Below are 22457 nucleotides of genomic sequence, written 5' to 3'. Positions count from 1 at the left end.
TGGCTATGCAGACAGGAGAAAACGAACAGGCGCTAAGAAAGGTCTTAGATATGACAAGACTAATTGGCATCATTATTTTAGTAGTTCATTTTTATTATTACTGCTACGCTGCCTTTCAGCATTGGAATCTGGTCAGCGGATTTAGTGATAAAATTATGAGCAATATCTACCAGACAGGATTATTCAGTAATTTTCATAAATCTAAACTTTTTGCACTAGGATTTTTGATTATTTCCTTAATTGGTGCCAAAGGGCGAAAAGATGAAAAACTGAATTACAAAACAGCTTTTGCCTACATCATTACTGGTACTCTAATTTATTTTATAAGCGGTCTCTCACTATACCTTAAAATAGAGCTGATGCTGGCGGCAATTACCTACATGACTCTAACGTCGAGTGGATTTCTCCTGATGCTTTCCGGCGGTACATTACTCTCGCGTATTATAAAAAACAGACTCAACAATAAAGACATTTTTAATAAAGAAAATGAAACTTTTCCTCAAGAAGAAAGATTACTAGAGAATGAATATTCTATTAATTTCCCTGCCAAATATCACTTAAAAGATAAGATAAGGGACAGTTGGATAAATATTATTAATCCCTTTAGGGGACTATTGGTTTCAGGTACTCCTGGATCCGGGAAATCTTATTTTGTTATACGTCATGTTATTACCCAACACATACGTAAAAAATTCACCATGTTTGTCTATGATTTCAAGTTTGATGACCTGACCAGAATTGTCTACAATACCTGGCTTAAATACAAACACCTTTATCCGAAACTACCTCAGTTTTACGTTATTAATTTTGATGATCTCACTCGAACCAACCGCTGTAACCCTTTAGAGCCGTCAGGAATGAGTGATATTACTGATGCTTCAGAATCAGCTCGGACTATTTTGCTCGGGCTCAACAGGGAATGGATCAAAAGACAAGGTGATTTTTTTGTCGAATCACCAATTAATTTTCTCTCCGCTATAATATGGTATCTGCGAAAATATAAAGACGGCGAATTCTGTACGCTTCCCCATGTAATTGAACTCATGCAGGAAGATTACGATAGTCTCTTCACGCTGCTCAGAACTGAGAAAGAAATCGAAGTGCTTATTAATCCCTTTGTGAATGCCTACCTAAATAATGTTATGGACCAATTAGAGGGACAAATTGCCTCGGCAAAAATTGCCATGGCAAGGCTTTCCTCACCACAATTGTATTATGTTTTGTCTGGCAGCGATTTCACATTGGATATCAATAATCCGGAAGATCCTAAAATCGTATGTATGGGTAATAATCCGCAGAAAATCCAGATTTATGGAGCTGTATTATCACTTTATGTAAACCGATTGATAAAGCAGGTAAACCAAAAAAACAAACAGAAAAGCAGTTTGATATTCGATGAATTTCCAACTATTTATCTAAACAATATGGACAGTCTAATTGCAACTGCAAGAAGTAATAAAGTAGCAACCTGTCTGGGTATTCAGGATTTTAGCCAGCTGCGCAAGGATTATGGACGGGAACAGGCGGATGTAATCATGAATATTGTCGGGAACATAGTCAGCGGACAAGTTACAGGAGATACTGCCAAGCAATTATCAGAGCGTTTCGGTAAAATAATGCAGGATAGGGAAAGCCTTTCGATTAATAGTGGAGATACTTCAATCAGCCGTTCCAAACAATTGGAATCAGCAGTACCTCCATCTAAAATTTCCGGACTTAGTTCCGGTGAGTTTGTAGGTATGGTAGCGGATGATCCTGATTGCAAAATAGAACTTAAAACGTTTCATTCTGAAATAATAAATAACAATGAAGCACTGAAAAAAGAACAGGATAATTACGTTGATATTCCTATCATTCGCAAAGTCGATAATGCAATGATACAACGAAATTATCTACAGATAAAAAAGGATATCAAGGATATTATTTTTGCTGAAAAGGAAAGACTATTGAATGATCTTGAATTGAGCCATTTAGTAATTAAGAAGTGATAAAAATTAAATATAGAAACAATGATACAAAAACAATTTACGGATATTATCCATCTGATAAAACAATCAAGATCAAAAGCTATCACAGCGGTTAATACTGAAATGATTAATCTCTACTGGAATATTGGACAGTATATCCACAATCGTATTGAAACCGAAGAATGGGGAAAATCCGTTGTAAAAGAACTGGCCGATTTTCTTCAGAAAAGTGAACCGGATTTAAAAGGTTTTTCAGAGGCCAATCTTTGGCGCATGAGGCAGTTTTACGAGATTTATAAAGATACTCCAAAACTTGCACCACTGGTGCGAGAAATTAACTGGTCCAATAACTTAATTATATTTTCAAGATGCAAAACAACAGAAGAGCGTAAGTTTTACTTAAGTTATTCCAAAAGGGAAAACTTAAGTAAAAGAGAATTAGAACGCCAGATCTCTTCAAGTCTTTTTGAGAGAACAATGATTGGAAATTCAAAACTCGCACCACTGGCGCGAGAAATAAATTCTGAGATTAATAATACATTTAAAGATAGTTACATTTTTGATTTTTTAAATCTTACTGAACCTTACAGTGAGAACGAATTACAGCACGGGCTAACTAAACAGATGAAGAATTTCATTTTGGAACTAGGAAAAGATTTTATATTCATTGATCAAGAATATAAATTACAAGTTGGTAATAGCGATTTCTACATCGACCTTTTATTTTATCATAGAGGATTACAATGTTTAGTTGCTTTTGAATTAAAAACAGATAAATTTAAACCTGAACATTTGGGACAGTTAAATTTCTATCTGGAAGCATTAGATAGAGATGTTAAAAAATCTAATGAAAATCCAAGTATAGGAATATTATTATGCACCGATAAGGATAGTAAAGTCGTTGAATATGCACTCAATAGAAGCCTATCTTCCACAATGGTTGCCGCGTATAAAATCCAATTGCCAAATAAACAATTATTGCAGCAGAAAATGAATGAATTATTGAAATAGATTTAAAAAAATCTGATCAAATATATTATAACTTAGGAAACTTATCATTAACCAAAAGTTTTCATCTAAAGCTCTGCGCAACAATTATGCATTAGCTAAGTTTTTTCATACTAATGATGATAAAGAGACTTTATCGTTAATTCCTTTGAGCACTATAAAAATATGATCGAAAAATTATTACTTCTATAATCTAGTGTGATAATCAAGATTGTACTCTGTTTTTCTATCAATTAAATCAATGATTTTCAAACAGAAAAATATTTACTAATCAGTTTTCAACAAGTCTATTTCTTTTATTACTTATTTCCTTAATGATTACAAAGATTCGTAGAGAAAAATAAAACATTACTAAACCTGAAAAATTGTTTATATTAAGCCTAAATTTGCAGAAATTATATTTTAAAATTTTTTAATTTTAAAAAAACAATAAAACAAATAAATGACTCCAATAAGAAGCAAAAGAATTGAGGCTGTAATTGAAGAAATAATTGATCAGTATGCATATGCGGATCAATCAGATAGACCTTGGATTATCGGTTTTAGTGGTGGGAAAGATTCAACAGTTTTGTTAACTCTTGTGTGGATTGCTTTACTCAGAATAAGAGAAAATCTTCCTTTTCCTTTTCAATTAAAAAGACCAGTTTATGTTGTTTGTAATGACACAATGGTTGAAAATCCTATTATAGCTAGCTATGTTGACGATGTTTTGGCTAAAATAACAGAAGAAGCAAGAAATCAAAACCTACCAATATTTGTAAAGAAAACCGTACCAAAACTTGAAGAAACATTTTGGATAAATGTAATAGGAAAAGGATACCCAGTTCCTAACAACGCTTTTAGATGGTGTACAGACAAACTTAAAATAAGACCAACTTCTTCATTCCTCCTTGAACAAATAGATGAAAAAGGGGAAGCAATAGTTTTACTTGGTACCCGCTATGAAGAAAGTGCTGCCAGAGAACGCTCAATGAAAAAACATGAAGTAACAGGAAATCGATTATCCAAACATAATAGCACTGCCAATACCTATGTCTATCCTCCAATTAGAGATCTGATGTTGGAAGAAGTCTGGTATATTATAAATGCCGTTAAATCTCCATGGGGATTTGATAATAATATTCTATTTAAAATATATGCTGATGCTAGTGCAGATGATTATGAATGTCCAACTGTTGTAGTAAATAGAGAGCATACTTCTTGTGGACAAAGCAGATTTGGATGCTGGACTTGTACTGTTGTAAAAAGTGACAAATCAATGACTGCTTTAGTTGACAATGGTCAAAATTGGATGGAGCCTTTACTGGATTTTAGAAACCGACTTGTTGAAGGAAGAAATATTTCAGAAAATCGTTCAGATACAAGAAGGAATGGACAAGAAGCAATAAGAGAAGATGGCACTTTCAATGGAAATTATACTGCTGAATATAGATACCAAATTTTAAAGGATCTGCTGTTAGTTCAGAAAAATATTCAAAAAGAGAGACCGCATATTACATTAATTAACAATCAAGAATTAATTGCTATTCAGGTAACTTGGAATAGAGATGGATACTTTGATCACACAGTGGGTGATTTATATAAAGAAATTTACAACAAAGAGATTAGCACAAATAATATTAAATCTCTTGATGACACTGAACGCAGAATATTGAAAGAAGTTTGTGAAGATGAACCAGATTATTATCATTTGATAGATAACTTAATTGCGCTCCAGGAAACTAAGACATTAATGATTTCTAAATATGGGCTTCATAACGATGTTGAAAAAAGAATTGAAAGTTTTGTAAATGATAATGCAGTATGAAAATAAATAAAATAAAATTCCAAAACTTTAGAATCTACAAGGGCGAAAACGAAATATTATTTGCTCCAAATCCCTCTAAAAACATTAGTATAATAGCTGGTAAAAATGGTTTTGGAAAAACTACATTTTTAACTTCTCTTATCTGGGTATTTTATGGCAAGATGATGAGCGAAGTTGAAGATAAATATAAAAAAGACATCAAGAATGCTGGTGGATATGAAAAATTCATAAAAACACTTTTAAATAGAGAAGTAAAGGCCGATTTTGATAACAATGGAAAAAATCATCCTTTCCTTTCGGTAGAAATAGAATTAAAAGATATTCTAATACCTTCTATCCCATGTAAATCTGTTATCATTAAACGTTCATATGACTTAAAAACTGACTCTGAAGATTTAAAAATATTTATAGACGGCATAGAAAATGAACTTACCAAAGAAGTAGGTTTTGAAGTCTTTATTAATGATTTTATTTTACCTCGTGAAATTGCAAAATTCTTTTTCTTTGATGCAGAAAAAATTGTTTCGCTAGCTGAAGCCAAAACCAAAGCAGAATTAAAAAATTTAAGTAAAGCCTATTCAGAAGTTTTAGGGATAAAAAAATATGAAGATTTAAAAAAGAATCTTGAAACATTATTAAGTAAGCTTCGTAGAAGTGGTGCTTCTCCCCTTCAACAGACTAAATTATTCGAACTAACCGATACTGAAACTGAGTTAATTGGTTTAATTGAAATAAATCAGGATAAGCAATTTAACATTGATCGTGAAATCACCAACCACAAAGTAAATAGTGATAGTCTTCAAGAAAAATTGATTCGTGAAGGGAATGGTATTACTTTAGAGGAACTTCAAAAAATGAAGTCAGAACGCGATAGCTTAAAAGAAGAATCTCTTGAAATAAGAAATAAACTGAAAAAACTGATGGATATAGCACCATTAGTAATTGCAGGTAAGAAATTAGTACTTCTAAATGAACAATTAATCTCTGAACAAAATTCAAACACTAAATCAATTGATGAATCTTTCTTAATCCAAGAATTAGATTCATTTTCAAATACATTATTGAAGAATTTAGAGAATCTCAATTTGGATGTTAATTCAAAATTAAAAGTAGAGAAAGCATTAAAACAAACATTGTCTGAAAACCAAGCTAATAAAGGTAAATTTAAATCAAATACAATTCTTCTTGATTATACTGTAGAACAATATCGAAACTTTGAAGCGGTTTTCAATAATATAAAAGGTGCTTTTTCGAGTCAATTTAATGCTGTAATTCAGGAAGAAAAAAACAATAGAATTTATTTTTATAAAGTATATCATCAAATTAAACAAGCAGAAGCTAGAAAAGATAACCCTTTAGCCAAAAAATTGCGCGAAGAAAAGAAAGAGTCTGAAGATAAAATAACAGTTTTAACGCTGAATAAGGGAAAACTTATTCAAGAATATGATAGTCTTACCACCAGACTTGCTTCTACAAAAAAAGTACTTTCAGAATATGAAAAGAATTTCAAATTGGCAGAAACTGACCAAAAGAAATATGAAGTAACTGAGAAGCTATTGGTTAAAATAAATGCCATCATCCAGAAAATTAAAGAAGATAAAAAATACTCATTACAAAAATCAATAATGCTTGGCTTGAAAAAAATCATGCATAAAAATGATTTTATCCACAACATTCGTGTAAATGTAGTAGATGATGTTATGGATATAGACTTGTTAGATAAAAATGAGCAGATCATTGACAAAGATTCTTTATCTAAAGGTGAACAACAATTATACGCTACGGCCTTACTAAAAGCCTTAGTAGATGAATCAGGTATTAAATTTCCGGTATTTATTGATAGCCCATTACAGAAATTTGACAAATATCATTCTAAAAACATCATTAAAGAATTCTATCCAGCAATTTCGGAGCAAGTGGTTTTATTCCCATTATTAGAAAAGGAATTATCAGAATTAGAATACGATTATTTAAAACCAAATGTGAATAAAGTTTTTGTTATTGAAAATCATGCAAATGGTTCAAGCTTTAAACCATTTGCAGTTGACCAATTATTTACTCATTTAAAACAAGAACAAGATGTTTACGCAAATTAAAACCAGTAAAGAGAACAAAGAAGTTGTTTCGTTATTGACACGTAAACTGGGATTAGGAACAGAAAATGTCGTAGCAAGAATAGCCTATACCTATTCTTTATCTCAAGATAGAAAACTAGACTTAAATGACATAAAAGATGCTGGTGGTAAGGAATATTCAAAAGCAGTTCTTTTTGGAGAATATTATGACATATATCTTGGTCTAATTTGTGTTCATTATGCTTTGTATAAAACAGATAAAGATATAGGCCGTTACATAAAAATGCACGTAGATGACGGTTTACAACTTTTAAATGAAGAAGTTAACAATCGTTCTAATATTGATGGGTTTGATTTTTTAACAGAAAAAATTAAAAATTCTTTAATTGAAATCTAATTTTATGAGTTTACAAATTAATGACAATGTAATCGAAGGAAATCCGACCAAGACTTTCTTTATTGAAATGATTACCAGAGACATCTCTATTAGAGACGCGATTTTAGATTTGTTAGACAACTCCATTGACGGAGCCAGTAGAATAACCCCTGGAGATTATAAAGATCTATTTATTGAAATTACAATTAATAAAGACCTGTTTATGGTGAAAGATAATTGTGGAGGTTTTTCTTTAGATGTCGCCAGAAAATATGCATTTAGATTTGGAAGACCTGATGAAGCACCTGAAACATTTGGATCTGTTGGTCGTTTTGGAATAGGAATGAAAAGAGCATTATTCAAAATAGGAAAAGCATTTGAAGTTGAATCAAAACACACTAATGATCACTTTCAAGTCTTTGTTGACGTAGATTCATGGAGATCAAAGAAAAAAACAATTACAATAGGTGATCAGGCATCAGAAGTGGAAGACTGGGATTTTAGTTATGAAAATATTACTCCCGAAACCTCCAATTTAACTGAAAATGGAACATTTATTGAAGTATCAAAACTATATAAAGAAGTTAGTGAATTATTTGATGACGATGAATTTTTAACAGATTTAAGAGACGATATCGAGCGTCTATTAAATTTTAGTTTAGAAAAAGGAATTAAAATTTCTTTAAATGGTGAAACTTTATCAGGGAAAAATATCCAAATCTTTAATGATAAGTCTAATCCATTTATTGTAGAAGGTGTAAAAGATAATGTTAGTTACAAAGTTGTAGCCGGCTTGGGAGAAGTTGGTGATCCAAAAAAATCAGGATGGTATATTTATTGCAATGATCGTCTTGTTTTAGAGGCTGATACTAGTGAAATAACAGGATGGGGAACAAGTGGAATACCAAAATGGCATGTTGACTATGTCATGTTTAGAGGAATTGTTTTTTTAGATTCTGATGAAACTATAAATCTCCCATTAGCTACAACTAAAAAAGGTATTGATGCTACTTCCGATATATATAAGTTTGTATTAGTCTTTATGAAAGATGCGTTACTCAATATTATCCCTTTCTTTAAATTAGTTACAAAACTTGGTAACGAAGCAAATCAATACAGGGTACTATTAGGAGAAACTGAAACTAAAATTTCTGTAGTTGAAATGAAAAACCCTCAACCAGTTTATGTTCCGAGAAAATTTACAGCCCCAGCAGTTGATCAAGATAAGATTGCAACAAAAAAAGATAGTGTAAGAATTTCATATGATGCAAAAAAAGATTTAGCTAACATCGCAAGAACACACTCTCGATCAAAATCTTTGAAAGAATTAGGAGAAACAACTTTTGAGTACTATTTGAAAATGGAAGGATTAGAAGATGAATAGTCCTAAACATTTAAATTACGAAACCAGACCCGCAAAATTTACGGAACGAAAAATGCTGCTTTCTTCTTTCTTAAGACTATGCAATTTTTTTAAAGGGGAATATCAGTATATTGGATTTGGAGGTTTGTCATTTACAGATTTTAAGCTGTTTCATAAAGAATTACATATTAACGATATGTCTAGCATTGAGGCCGGATTGGAAATTGAAAAAGTAAAATTTAATTCGCCATATTCCTTCATAAATATTTTTCACGAATTATCATCGGAGGCTTTAACTAAAATAGACCTAAATAAGAAAACTCTAGTATGGTTAGATTATGATGGCACATTGGACAATTACATGTTTGAAGACTTAGCGATTTTATTTAATCGTTTACCTGTGGGAAGTATTTATTTAATGAGCTGTAATAAAGAACTTAAAAGTGCCGAAACTGGATATATATATACTGTTGAACAATTTCAAGAAAAATTTGATGGATTAGTACCATTTGGAATAAAAGACCAAAATTTTTCTGGTAGTGAAGATCACAAAACTATAAAGAAAATTTTTACAAATCTAATAAGAAAAACTGTAAAGAATCGTAATCTTATTGGTGAAAATATTTACTTTCATCAATTATATAATATAATTTATCAAGAAAATAGAGGAGCTAGAATGTTTACTTTTGGAGGTGTCTTAACTTCAAATGAAACGAAATTTGATGATTTAAATCTTTCAGATTTTGATTTTATCTCAAACGATGATACAGTCTATAAAATAAATCTACCTAATCTTACCACAAAAGAAATAGATCTTATTAATCTTCATCTATCGAATATTGAAGAAGCTGAAACATTAGCAAAAACAAAAATTGTCACAATTAGTGAAATCAATAAGTATAAAGCAATTTATAAATACCTTCCCAATTTTTATGATGTGAGGTTATAATTTTTTTTATCTTTAAATTTTAAGTGACCATTAAAAATTCAATTATTACTCATTTAAAACTTCTTTATGCATCAATCATTTGAATCTATTCATTTATCTGAAGATGATATCCGAACTAAAGTAGTGTACGAATGGTTGAAAGATTGTGGTATTTCTATAAGTGAAATAAGAGTTGAATACTCAATAAATATACGGTTAGGCCGAAAAATAAGAACAATACATTCTCGTGCTGATATTCTAGTAACAAACAACAAAGGAGCCAATCTTTTAATTATTGAAGTAAAAAAACCAGGACATGCATTTCATGAAAACGACAAATATCAGGCTTTATCTTATGCAAGAGCTTTATCTGAAGGGGGGATTGCGCCATTTACAATACTAACAAATGGTAAACATTCTCTTATTTTTGATTCTATAACTGGACAAAATATAAATTCTACATTCATTCCTAATAATCATAATTATATTAGAAATAATTTCAAGATTTCTGCGGATGTAATAAATACTTATTCTGAAGCCCTAGAATATCTAATTTCTTTTTCGGTTGAAAATTTAATGGAATTTTGTAAAGGACAAGTTCAACATAGAATGATTTCATTAAAAAGCTCTAGCATAAATTCTGGTAAAAAATATATTCCTCAATTATATGTAGATCGACACAGTACACGATTAGATTTAGAACGAAAACTGTTTAATGAAAAAGAAAATCGACAAGTTGTTATGCTGGTTGGTCCTCCTCAGCATGGTAAAACTTCTTTTTTATGTTATACCGCTGAAGAATTGCTCAGATTAAATATTCCTTGCTTGTTTTACCCTGCTGTTGCATTAAATAACAGTCTTATTAATACAATCATAGAAGATTTTGAATGGAGCTTTGGGCAAAACTTTGAGCCACATCATTTGTCGCAAAAGTTAGAAAGAATTCTAAGAGATATAGAGAAAAACTTTATAATAATAGTGGATGGGTGGAATGAAATGATCAATCAAGCATTATCAATTAATGATGATTTCCAGAGACTTTGTAATGGTAAAATAAAGCTTTTAGTAAGTACTACTTCTCCTTCAGTTTTAAGATTATTAAACGATAATTCAGGCAATCAAACAGCAATAGCTGACAATTTAAATCTTAGTAGTGGACAAATTAGAAAACTGACAAGCCAACCGCTAAAAAATACCGAAAACATTGGAGTTATTCAAATTGGAAAATTTGATGATAAGGAAATGAAACTTGCAAAAGACAAATATGAAAAGAAATTTAATGTAAAATTTAACAGTGATAGTAACTTACCTAATGATCCCTTCTACCTTCGTTTAGCTTCAGAACAGTATTCTGGCTTTGAAATTCCTTCATTTTCAACTCAAAGCAATCTTATAAAAGAGAGCTTAATTAGAAAAGCTTCACGCTCAGGTATAAATGAAATTGACCTTTTTAGGGGTTTGAAAGAACTTGCTCAAATTATTTTTAATAATGACGCGCCATTAGATGTAACATACTTATCAAACAACTTCTGTTCAGATGCTTACATTTCAAATTGGATCGAATGTGCAATACTTATTTTAACTCGTGAAAAAACTTTACCCCAATTTGATTTTTATTATACCCATGACAGAGATTATTCTATTGCGATAATTTATAGAAAGTGGGATGTTTTTTTTACAATATTAAAAAGTCCTGACCAAATTAAAAATGAATTACTGTTAGCCATAGAAACGGAAGCTGGAAAAAGTGCGTTATTATGGTTTTTAAGCAGTCCTGATTATTGTGATAGGTTAGAATTAATTTTCACAAGTTTAAATTTATATATTATTAATAAAAAAACAATATATGAAATTATAAGCCAGAGTATTCTGAACCAAGTTAATTTTAATAAAAATGTTTCATTTTCTTGGTTAACAGAACATGTAGATGTCATTTTAAATGCTCATATAAAATCGAATGGAAAAGAAAGTGAATTTTCAGAATTAATTTTTGCTGTTTTAGAAAGTTTTAATAAAAATATCAAAGACGACCATTACATATATTGGCTCCGACAATTAGTTAAATATGATAATAGTGTTGATGAGTTAGGAGTTACCGAATCACTTGTATTTCAAATTTATGAGTCTGATGATATAAAAATGTATCCTGACTACTATGATGAATCTGATTTTGATTATGATATTTTTACAGACTTCTTATTTGATGAAGAGGAAATAATTGCATCCAGAGCCGCTCAGTTTTTGTCCTATGTTGATTGTACATCTTTTATTGAATATTTCCTAGATTTAAAAAAAAAGTTAATAGAATTAAACCGAAATCATGTTGAAATCTTAAGAAAAGCAAGTGCTACAATTTTAATCGATTTAAACGAGATGTATTACGGCTCTATGTGTGGAGGTATGCTTACAGAATCGGAACCGGGAGATGATTGGGTAAAAGAAGAATACCTTAAAATGAAATCTTTATTAGAACCTATTATTTTAACTTTTGTTGGAGAAGAACTATCCTATAGCCTTCTGGAAATACTAAATAATTTGTACGACATAGGCTTTACATCTACTGAAAACGAAATTGATTTTTCATTAACAGTAGATCCTAATCAATTAAAACTAGATTTATAATAAAAAGGAAGAAGTTACTTTTCTTATTTTATTTAAAATCTTTTATATATTCAATATCCTCCTGTATTCCTTTAACTCATTCTTATTTTTTATATCATTTATATCAAATAAATTAATAGAACTTAAGATAACGTTTTTCATTCTTGTTTTTCCAACGCCCGATAATTGAAAAAAATTATCTTCAAAATCAACATTCTTTACATTATCAAAATAGTCTTGGACATTTTCAGTAAAATATTTTACACTTATATCTTTATCTACATCTAACTGTTGAAGTATTTTTTTTAAAACAATAAATTGCACTTGAATTCCTACTGTCTTAAATAATATTGAATTTTCCTTAAATAAGCTATTGTAACTTGCTTCAAAAAAATTTATTAGAATTGTATAAATTAATAAATCATTATTTTCAATGTAATAATTTCGTAACGGAGCTGTACTTTTAAATATTTTTAAATTACTTCTTTTTCTTTCTTTTTCACTTGTCAATTGTAATTCATCTCGATCTCTTTTAGCATTATTAGTAATTAAAGATAATATTCCTTCAACAATTGCCGCCGTAGAAATAGACCAATTAATTGAATTTTCCTCTATTAGTTTTTCTAATATTTCATCGTTATTGGCTGCAAGTAAAATATGCCCCTTAAAAATACTATTTATGTCAGTATTTAATTTTCGTGTTAAATAAACAGCTAGCTTTTCTGGAGACCACTTATCAGACTCTTCATCATTTAAATCATACCCGTAAAGTTCATATGCTAAACTCTTATCTACTTTACGTTGATTCATATTAATTGTAGCAAAAATATATGCTTGATATGGATTTGGTAAATCTAAGTAAAGAGTACATAACAGCTCATAATTCTTCTGTTCTTCAATATTAAGATGTTTAAAACTAAAAAGACGATGTTGGCCGTCAATTACTGTACCATTAATTTTAAATTCAGGTATGTATAAATAATTCTCCTCACAATTATCTTTAATTTCTTGAATTATTTTCCATTCACACTGTTCAAGATTATTTTTAGTGTTTCCTGCAACTATAATTGAATTTGGCAGAGCACTTTCGGTACTTCTCAAAAAATTAGCAATCTCTCTTCCACGTCCTTCATCAAATCGTCTTTGAATACCACCATTTCTGAAATTATCATTTTCTAAACTTAGAAAATAAGGCTCAGTATCAACCAACTGAAGTAATTCAAATGCAGTGATTTTAAAAACATAAAAAACTCCCAAGGGCTGATTAATTTGTAAAACTTTATATTTGTTAGGCATTATTTTAATTATTAAATCCGTTTATATCACCATTTAAGTCATCATTTCTTCCATTTTCTGGCTCATTACCTAATAAGTTATTAATATTAATAGTATGAACTAATAACTTGTTTTTAGAATTACATATCCACCAAACATAATAACCAAATATTAAACTTATTATACCTATAATAAGCTTCATATATCTGTTAACAAAAATTGCATTTGCCAAAATCCACAAAAGAAATACAATAATTAAAAATGAAATCCCCAGTATATTTATATCTCTTTTTATTGTAAAGAATTCCTCATCATCCTCACTCCTTTTCAAACTATTCTTTGTGATAAAAATCAAATCAATTATTGATGCTGTAACTAATGATAAACTAACATTAGTCATATTCATTACAATATTTTTTATTTTTTCATCATCCCATTCCAAATTTACTCCATATTCTGCTGAAAATAAATCATAAAAAAGTCCAAATGACCCAACAAAAATTATTACAAATAAAAAATAGAGTACATAACCTGGCATTTCTTTAGGTTTATTATACCTATCCTTTAAGAATTCATAGAGCAATTTCCATTTATAGTTTTTTTCCATCTAAAGGTATTTTAGTACTAACTCAACAACTCCCAAAAAGCCTTATCCTTTATCAAAATTGGTTCCGAGCCAGCAAGGTTAACAATACTCTGGTGTTTCTCCAATCCTTTAATGGTTTTAATTAGGTTTTCTCTCTGTTGCTTCGTTTCTAATGAAAATAGAGAGTCAACTTCTTTAATTTTAATCTCATTTACCCTATGAATTACCCAGGTTAATATGTAATTAGAATATTCATTCTCACTGGTTGCAAAGTGATTCAAAAATTGCGTAGATAAAATCGTTCCAACGCCAAATTCTCTTCCTTCTTTGAGGATCTTACGGATAGAATTAAAGTTCTTACTTAGGAAATTGTCTGCTTCATCCACCAAAATCATTTTCTTAATCTGACGATTGTTTCCTTTTATTTCACTGTGCCCGTGACGCTGCATTTGGGTGTAAAATGCATCTAATGTTATGGCAACAATCAAATTTTGAATTGATTCATCATAACCAGATAAATTAATTACAACTACTCCTTCTATCAAAGAATATAAAGATTGTGTTTTAGTGGAATCCGGTTCAAAAATTTCAAATTCGGAAAGATTGGAAATAGCTGCGTACAAACTGTCTTGAGAGTTCTTTTCGCTTCCTAAATAAATATTACACACATCACCTAATGTTGGCGCGCTGCGCATCCAGGACTCTTTAATAGCTTTATTTATTCCTTTATCCTCATACGCCTCTACAATCACCTCTCTCAATCGTTGTTTTTGAACGGTCCCAAGATTAAAAGCATTAGCTATTGTTTCTTTTAAATCGTTAGCGGTATGCAATGGCAACATAGGTTTAGATTGCTCTGTTGCATCCAAAGCTAAAGGGTTATAGGGTAAGTGGTAAGGGTGCAAAACTTTAGCATTCGTTTTTGAAACAAAATCATCTTTGATATAATCTCCTTTGTAGTCAAAAATTAATATACCTAATTTTTCAACACCAATATTTTTATTGGCATTTTCGTTGAGTTGGGTAATAAGCGATTTGGTAAATTGCGTTTTTCCAGTCCCCATTGTTCCAATAATACCAGTGTTAGTATGCATTACTTTATTAGTATTATTAGGCTCCCATATTACAGCATTAAAATTATTTAAATCAGTTCCAAAAACAACTTCAATTCCTTCTCCGCTATTATTAACATTAACCGTGTCAATTTCTTTTACAGATATGTCCTCCTGAATAACAGGCTCTGATTCTTCAATATCATATGATATAATAGAATCGTCCTCTGATAAAGATTCAATAGGAATAAATAGATCTAAATTAGCATTTGAAAAAGTATTAATTAGCAAACTATCTTTATCAATGGTAGTTTCTGTTTCGTGAAAAAGATAAATTAAATCATCTATCGATTTTACAAGAAAATTATAGCCATCTCCTTCTTGCAAATCAACTCGCATAAATTCACTGTTAATACTAATTTTTCTTTTAAAAACATCATTGCCAAAATGAATTAGTCCAAAAGTTCCAATAATTGAATTTAATCGATTACTGATTGTGAAATTATTATTCAATAAATCATTTCGATAATGCTCTGTAATTAAATTCCAGTTTTGAGTATCCCAAACGTGAAAGAGCTTCATTTTCTCTGCGTTGGTTAAAACTATTTTTGCAAAGAAATTTTTGTAAAACTCGCTTAAAAAACCTTCTCTTTGTAAATGTTCATACAATAAATGAGCTGTCCGTTTTCCTTGATCGATACCTTTTTTCACAATACCTAATCCTCCTATCTTAAGTTCAACAGGATATAGATGCATCAATAATTGATCTTCAAACTCTTCCAGTCCAATAAATAACAAATCATCGCTAAAAGAACCAATAGCACCCAAATTTTTAGTTGAAAACAATCCTTCTCCCATGTTTAGCCCTGCATTACCAGAAACTCTTAATATTTCCTCTAAAGAAATTGGAACCCAGATAATATTAGGGTGATGCAGAAAAGTTAAAGATGATTTAATTCCGGACAAAAGGCTCAACTTCTCTTTTGGAAATTGACTATGTTGCCTAATTAATTTAAGCAGCCACTCCCCATTAATCGCATTAAAAAAATTAATAATATTTATCGTATCAATTTCTGTATCAAATTGTACTTGATGTTTTTGTAAAAACTCCTTAACTACAAATTCATATTGACTTGTTTTACGACTTACTGTAATGGCATCATAACCATTTGAATTATTGTACTGATCACTGTAATGAATAATTACTAAATCTTCACTTTCTTTAAAAAAATCTAAATCAACTTTAGGATCAATATAAGTTACCCATTGCGAATTCTTGTACAGTTTCTCTAATTGCTCTTTTATATCATAATTTATAGTCGTACAGAGTGCTTTATTTCTTTCATATGGGTGACCATTAGAGGCAACTCTAACAAATGAATTCAATAGACACGATAGTTTTGTTAATTCAGTTTTATACTCTGGTAAATCCTTTATACCAAAACCTGTCCTGTAATTTTGAACTCTGGCAGTAGATGACACATCAGCCATTAATCCATTAAATGAGACACCTGTCTTAACTAAACTCACATCATCATAAGACTTCTCTGTCTTTGTTACATCAAATTGATAAAAAGTAACATGTGAATACTCGTAATTCTCTGTTTTTTTTGGTTCCTTTTTGGAATAAAATTTAACTCTGTCAAGAAAAACATTTAAAAGATCTTCTTTTTCAAAATTTTTAGTTTTCAACTCAATTCCCAAATATTTTTCTACATCATCTACACTTTCGTAAAAAGTAAGTTCTTCGAATTTGGTAACTATTTTATCCGATCCATAAATACTTATTTCTATTGGTAATAAGTCTGATAATTTCTTTGTTAAATTACTATTCAAATATTTCCTGTAATAGTCAAAAATACCTTCAACCACTTCTTTACAATCTCCAAGATTAATGGCATTTATTTTTATAGGGGACTTTTTGGATTGGTCAAAAAGAAATTCAAAATTAGTGGTAAAATCTTTAATTTTATCTGTAACTAAATTAGATACAAACGTTTTAGGTACAGCTTGTTTCGAATTTAGATAGACAGTGTAATACAGCCATTCGGGAGAATGACTGGATTCTATGGGAATATAAATTTCATTTGGCTTTCCTTCAATATACGGAATTAAATTATAAGGGCTTAATCGTTTTAAAATAGCATTATAAATTTCTTCATTCTTTAAATCATCATTTAATTGAAGCTGGTAAGCGACATTAAGAGGATGTAATGGACTAAATTTTATTTTTTCTTCACCATTACGCTCTTTCACAACTCCTAACCATAAAAGATTCTTTTGCTCATGGGTTAATGGCTTGTTTTCCTCTAATTCTTCTAAACTGTTGATAAAGCAAGAAACGTACTCAGTCGAAATCTGTTTTAACTCTTCATTTAAATAAACTAAACTTGGCTGCGTATTTCTATTCTTATAGTAATTTCTTAATTTATCAAAAGCTTCTTTAATTTCATCTTTTAGCACTAAGTCATTATTGCGAACAATATTTTCATTATCTAAATACCAAGAGTAGCCATTGGAATAAATAATTTGTTCTTCTTGAATTAAATTGTTTCTGAACTCATCACGCACAGTTTTTTCATTATTTTTAAATAACAACTTAATTGAAGTTCCTTCTTTTATATATTTAAAGTCCATTTTATGAACTCTTTTTTCTTTCCATACATCAATTCCTAAAATAGGTTTAGGTACTTCAAAATCTGTTTTTATAGCAATTGGAACAATTACGTCTGATAAATTAATTTTAAAGTGAATTAAATCTTCTTGTGCCAGTGAATAATCATAATTAACAATTAGCTTTTGGTCTTCACTAATTCTATAAATAGTATCAAGACTTAAAATTTCATTAATAGGTGTTGATCCATCCGAATTAAAAACTAAGTTAGAGCTTTCTTTTATCTGAAGAAAGGAAGACGTTTTTTGAACATTTAATTGAAAATTACCCTCAAAATGAGAAAAAACAGCGGGGTTAAAAGGTAAGTGCAATATTTTAATTAAATACCTTTTTTCAGTGCCTGAATCTTTAAATTCTATAAGACTAAATAAGATATCAGCATCAAATTCTTTAAATTCAATAATAATATTGTAACCACTGCTGTTAACATTAATATTTTTTGATCCTTGTTTAATATTTAAATCTTCCTTTTTTATGAACTGATCATATTTTACATTTACTTTGAAAGGATATTCTAATGAAGGATTAAAAACAATTAGGTTTATATTTCGTTTTTTGGACACAGAATCGCCATCAGATTTATACCATAAAGTTTGAAGTAAGTTTTCTCCACTAATATTTTGAAAAACTAGAGGAGCTTTTTCTTTCTCTTTATCCATCCACTTAACTATTTCAGAATAATCAAATTCATGCCAATCTTCTTTAATAATTTTAGTAAGCGCATGATTTGGTAAATCTTGCTCTAAATCAGATGCAGGATTTCCATTTAAAAAAATGTTTTCAAATTTTTCATAAAGTGTAAAATTACTACTCAAGTCTTTATAAATGTCACCACTTTTACTGCTCAGTTCTTGCTGGGGGAAAAGACCTAAAAATCTAAAATCTTTTAAATCAATTGTACCTTTTTGTAAAGAATTAATAACTTGTTCATAATCAAAAATAGAATTATTATCTTCGACAACACTTTTTGTTTTTCTCTCTAATACTGAATTTAAAATTTGTTTCTCATACTTTTTTAAAGAAGTACTATGCTCTATATCCTGTTCTATATGATTTTTAAATCTGGAATAGTGCAATGGCATTCCCTCCTTAATTAAACTGCCGCTTCCGCCTAATAAGCTGTCTAACTTCCCACTAAACAAAATTAAAATAGCAGTTCCTTCAAAGACATCCTTTTGGTCAGCTACTTTATTTCTAAGCATTGTAAAATAATCTTCCGATGCAAATGAACTAGAAGCAATTATTACTTTAGTATCCCCAATTAATAAACTAAAGGTACTGTAAGCTTCACCTCCTTGCGGATGAGTGTAGGAAAATTGCTCAATGGGTATTTCTAAATTACATTCCAATGATTTATAAAGAGACTGAATATTCTCTTTATTTTCCAAATAAAGATTAAATCGATCACCTGGTTGAATTTTTTGAGATCTAAAATATTCTATTATTAAATCTGAAACATATTTATATAGTTGACTTGACATATTGTGCATCTCCGCTATCACTTTTTTTCTCTATTAAATTAATTTTTTCAAACAATTTTGTAATTTCAAGCTTTGTTGTTTCATCAAAGACAATTCCTCTATCTTTGAACTTATCCCATAATACTTTTAAACGTATTTTGTCTTCGGATCCAATACATATTCTTGTTAGGAATAATAAAAGTTCTTGTGATAAAATCGTAGTATTGCCTAATCGTCCTCTATTTTTAGTGTAATTTACTTTGCCAAATTGAGAATACCATTTTGAATAATCATTGTAAGGTTTTTTTCTGGGAGAATTTTCAAATTGATATTTTATTCTAAACCAAAAACAATAAATATCTTTAAGAATTTCAGACTCAAAATTTTTATTAATTAAATCGAGTTCTAAAATGCGATTACAATCATCCCAATTTTTCCCCGTCTCAAAAACTGTTATACTTTCAGTATAAAAATCTGTTAACTCCTTTAAACAATCTTGAAACTTTATCTTTTCCTGCTCATTCAAAGCGATATAAGTACGCAATATATTTTGATAATCTCCAACTGGCTTTCCATCTACATATATATAATTCAATAATTCTAAAGCATTTACATGTGCAAAAATAGATTCTGAATACTTATTTAACTGTTTCCAGCCTACAAGATGACTAGACAATCTTGTTTCTGAAAGAGTCTCCCAATCCATTGTAAAATAAACTGGTTTTATGCTGCTCGTTTTTGTTCCAAAATCACTAATGCAAAGTATTAGTTGGCTTAGGTAATGAAAATAGTAATACTTAAAAAAGTCCTCAACATGTTTTAAAAAATATGAATTATTGGTTTTCAAAAAAGTAAAATCTTCCAAAAACTGTCTTCTAAGCTCAGGAAACAAATTACTGTAAGCTGAAATCTTCTGCTTATCAGTTGAATCTGGTAACTTTGGCAGACATTGAAGTATTAATTGATGCAACAGATTCTCATTATCTGCATCTTCATTGAAATTGTTTTCATCAACATTATCTTTTAAAAACAAATCAAAAATGAATTTTGATATCTCTTTAATAGCATTGTTAGAATTGATGAAATTCATATAAGATAATGTCTGGATATTGAATTTTATTAATCCGTTCTCTTCATCAAAAAAAAGTCTTGAAATCATGCTTCTAAACTCTTCTACACTTTCAGTATCAACTCTATCAATAGCACTTTCTAATATAACATCTTTAAGTCCGGACTTAAATGAACCATTCGTCTGACTTAATTCTATTTGCATTTTCGAATTAGAAATTCTAAATAATTCGCCTATTACTCCTTGAAAGGATTTAAAGTCATCATTAAAAATATCTCCACTTGGATTAGTTTTGAAAGGTAGCAGCTTTATCTGTTTTCCTGTGACATGGCTAAAGCTGCTGTTTTTAAAATATCTTTTTTCAAGGCTATTAGCTCCAGTTTTATTCAATTCTATTTTTATCATATAACTTGAAATTTATAACCACTGAACGTGTCTTTAGAAAACTTATAATCAACAGCTTTTCCTATATTAACCTCATCAATGTATAATGAAGCTTTATTATTATTTTGATTAATTAAAATGTTTACTGAATTAACAAAATAGACATAATTATTATTGTCTTTTTTATTAGGTCTGTATCCTTGTGAAATCATTTTTAAGATCTTAAACAAACTAAAATCTACATGAATCTTTATGGTATCATTTTCATTATTAATTTTATATGACAGTAAAAATTCCTGCGTAAATTTATCAATATGAGTATCTTTTTTCTCCTTTATCACACTGACATTAGGAATAACCTCAAAATCTTTGAATACTCTGTATTGCGTTTGTTTTTTTCCCACGTTAATAATAACCTTGCCATTTGCCTTCGGGTCTCCATTCCAATTTCTCGCTGCATGGCCAACAAGCTCATATATCTTTTTTATATATTCTCTGTTATGGTTATTATAGTGGTAAAGCCACACTAAGTACTCATCAAAATCAATATCTTTCAAATAATCATTTTCAAAGTAATTGTCAAAATAATTAAGTCTCATAAAAAAACGTGAAAGATCTGACTTTGAAATAGTACTATTACTTAATTTTGATTCAATCCTTTCCAGATAAGTTTTGCTAATATGTTTTGAAAAAATATCTAATGGATTTTCAGCATTTATTAATGTCAATAAAATATCATCAGTAATCGTAGATCTGGTAATACATGGATCTAAATTTTCAATTTTATCAAATAAACTGGACAGTTCAGGATGCTCAAATAAATAATTAGGAATAAGGTTCGAAATATATTTAGCTCCTTGCATTTTTTCTATACTTTTAAAATAATCAGCTTCTTTAATTGTAGAAAGATCGATAGGGACAATTATATCGTGAACAAAATTCAATAACGTTCGAAGTGATACAATTTCTTTACTTGTAATTATTGCCTTAACAATAAGCTGTGATATTATCGTTCTATTGTTCTCATTAAAAAGAAACTCATAATTATACTGTATAGGACAATATACATTTTTATCCTCACTAATAATTTTATAGTCAAGATAAGCCTTATAAATAGTATTATCTTTATTATTAGCAACAATCTTTTCTAGCAGAGTAGATATGATTTTTGATACTGCACCTTGCTCTGTTAGCATATACATATGATAATCTGTAAAATTGACATGATGAAAATGACTTGTAACTTCAAATTCATCATCATGAATCAAATCAGTATCCAGAATTCTTGCAGAAGCTATATATTCTTTTAAAGTTGTAAATTCTTCTCCATATTCCTCAATAAACTTACTTAAAGTACCTAAATTAATTGCCAGAATAATCTTTTCATTTGAAGAGTTTATATTTTCGTCTTTAAATCCTTTAAGCAATTTATATAATGTAACATTTGACGATTCGTTAGGATTATGAGATTCTGTTGCATCATTATGAATTCTAAATTCTGATATTATACTTTTTAATTCATCATGCAGATGTGAAAGAATATGAGATTTCCCATCCCCAACATTCCCACAGACAAGCAGCAATTGCGCTTTATCACTTTCACTAGCTTTAGTTATAATATTTTTTAATTTCTTTTCAACCTCGCGTTCTAAATGTAAATATTTTTTGAATTCATCTAAATTCGAGTACGTCCCCTGCGCAACAGCATACTTTGATGATTCTCTAAGTTTTTTTAACTCTTCAAGTAATGGGTTTAATGACATTGATTTTTTGTTTGGTTAAATATTATCTAGGAAATAAAAAACATCATTAGTTTTAAAATAATCACAGAT

General features: G+C 29.4%; 13 protein-coding genes. 8 read left to right on the top strand and 5 right to left on the bottom strand.

Translation table 11 applies throughout. The annotated features are described in order from the left end of the window. The first annotated feature begins 5 nt into the window (after positions 1 to 5). From mobC to ACHRV0_RS14435, 8 genes are all read left to right on the top strand, one after another. On the top strand, positions 6 to 1988 hold the full coding sequence (gene mobC / locus ACHRV0_RS14470; protein ID WP_395441350.1) for a conjugal transfer protein MobC: 1983 nt from the start codon (positions 6 to 8) through the stop codon (positions 1986 to 1988). A gap of 21 nt (positions 1989 to 2009) precedes the next feature. Further along, the gene (locus tag ACHRV0_RS14465; RefSeq protein ID WP_395441349.1) at positions 2010 to 2978 is read left to right on the top strand and encodes a YhcG family protein; all 969 of its coding nucleotides are present in this window, start codon (positions 2010 to 2012) and stop codon (positions 2976 to 2978) included. A gap of 439 nt (positions 2979 to 3417) precedes the next feature. Beyond that, positions 3418 to 4782 carry a DNA phosphorothioation system sulfurtransferase DndC gene (gene dndC / locus ACHRV0_RS14460; protein ID WP_395441348.1) on the top strand — a complete coding sequence of 455 codons (1365 nt, stop codon included), beginning with the start codon at positions 3418 to 3420 and terminating at the stop codon, positions 4780 to 4782. Next, a complete protein-coding gene (gene dndD / locus ACHRV0_RS14455; protein WP_395441347.1) occupies positions 4779 to 6878 on the top strand; it encodes a DNA sulfur modification protein DndD in 2100 nt (699 codons plus the stop codon). The genes dndC and dndD overlap by 4 nt, the downstream gene beginning before the upstream one ends. Next, a complete protein-coding gene (locus ACHRV0_RS14450; RefSeq protein WP_395441346.1) occupies positions 6862 to 7254 on the top strand; it encodes a DndE family protein in 393 nt (130 codons plus the stop codon). Before dndD ends, ACHRV0_RS14450 begins: the two co-directional genes overlap by 17 nt. Before the next feature lie 4 nt (positions 7255 to 7258). Then, positions 7259 to 8617, top strand: a complete 1359-nt coding sequence (locus ACHRV0_RS14445; protein WP_395441345.1) for an ATP-binding protein — start codon at positions 7259 to 7261, stop codon at positions 8615 to 8617. Further along, positions 8610 to 9545 carry an O-methyltransferase gene (locus tag ACHRV0_RS14440; RefSeq protein WP_395441344.1) on the top strand — a complete coding sequence of 312 codons (936 nt, stop codon included), beginning with the start codon at positions 8610 to 8612 and terminating at the stop codon, positions 9543 to 9545. The genes ACHRV0_RS14445 and ACHRV0_RS14440 overlap by 8 nt, the downstream gene beginning before the upstream one ends. Positions 9546 to 9611: 66 nt before the next feature. Then, positions 9612 to 12146 carry a type I restriction enzyme HsdR N-terminal domain-containing protein gene (locus tag ACHRV0_RS14435; RefSeq protein ID WP_395441343.1) on the top strand — a complete coding sequence of 845 codons (2535 nt, stop codon included), beginning with the start codon at positions 9612 to 9614 and terminating at the stop codon, positions 12144 to 12146. 42 nt (positions 12147 to 12188) lie between these two features. On the opposite strand, the gene ACHRV0_RS14430 is transcribed toward ACHRV0_RS14435, so the two are convergent. From ACHRV0_RS14430 to dptF, 5 genes are read right to left on the bottom strand one after another with little or no spacing between them, the layout of a single operon-like run. Continuing rightward, a complete protein-coding gene (locus ACHRV0_RS14430; protein WP_395441342.1) occupies positions 12189 to 13421 on the bottom strand; it encodes a DGQHR domain-containing protein in 1233 nt (410 codons plus the stop codon). Positions 13422 to 13425: 4 nt separating this feature from the next. Further along, complete coding sequence (locus ACHRV0_RS14425; RefSeq protein ID WP_395441341.1) at positions 13426 to 14007, bottom strand: hypothetical protein; 582 nt, start codon at positions 14005 to 14007, stop codon at positions 13426 to 13428. A 17-nt stretch (positions 14008 to 14024) separates the two neighbouring features. Continuing rightward, the gene (gene dptH, locus ACHRV0_RS14420; protein ID WP_395441340.1) at positions 14025 to 19193 is read right to left on the bottom strand and encodes a DNA phosphorothioation-dependent restriction protein DptH; all 5169 of its coding nucleotides are present in this window, start codon (positions 19191 to 19193) and stop codon (positions 14025 to 14027) included. Further along, a complete protein-coding gene (gene dptG, locus ACHRV0_RS14415) occupies positions 19174 to 20646 on the bottom strand; it encodes a DNA phosphorothioation-dependent restriction protein DptG (protein ID WP_395441339.1) in 1473 nt (490 codons plus the stop codon). Before dptG ends, dptH begins: the two co-directional genes overlap by 20 nt. Beyond that, positions 20643 to 22388: a DNA phosphorothioation-dependent restriction protein DptF gene (gene dptF / locus ACHRV0_RS14410; RefSeq protein ID WP_395441338.1), complete on the bottom strand. Its 1746-nt coding sequence runs from the start codon at positions 22386 to 22388 to the stop codon at positions 20643 to 20645. Before dptF ends, dptG begins: the two co-directional genes overlap by 4 nt. Between the last annotated feature and the right edge of the window lie 69 nt (positions 22389 to 22457).

This window comes from Flavobacterium sp. FlaQc-30 (assembly GCF_044005885.1).
Lineage (GTDB): Bacteria > Bacteroidota > Bacteroidia > Flavobacteriales > Flavobacteriaceae > Flavobacterium.
The sequence above is the reverse complement of the archived record's forward strand: the minus strand, read 5'-3'. Positions and strand labels throughout refer to the sequence as shown.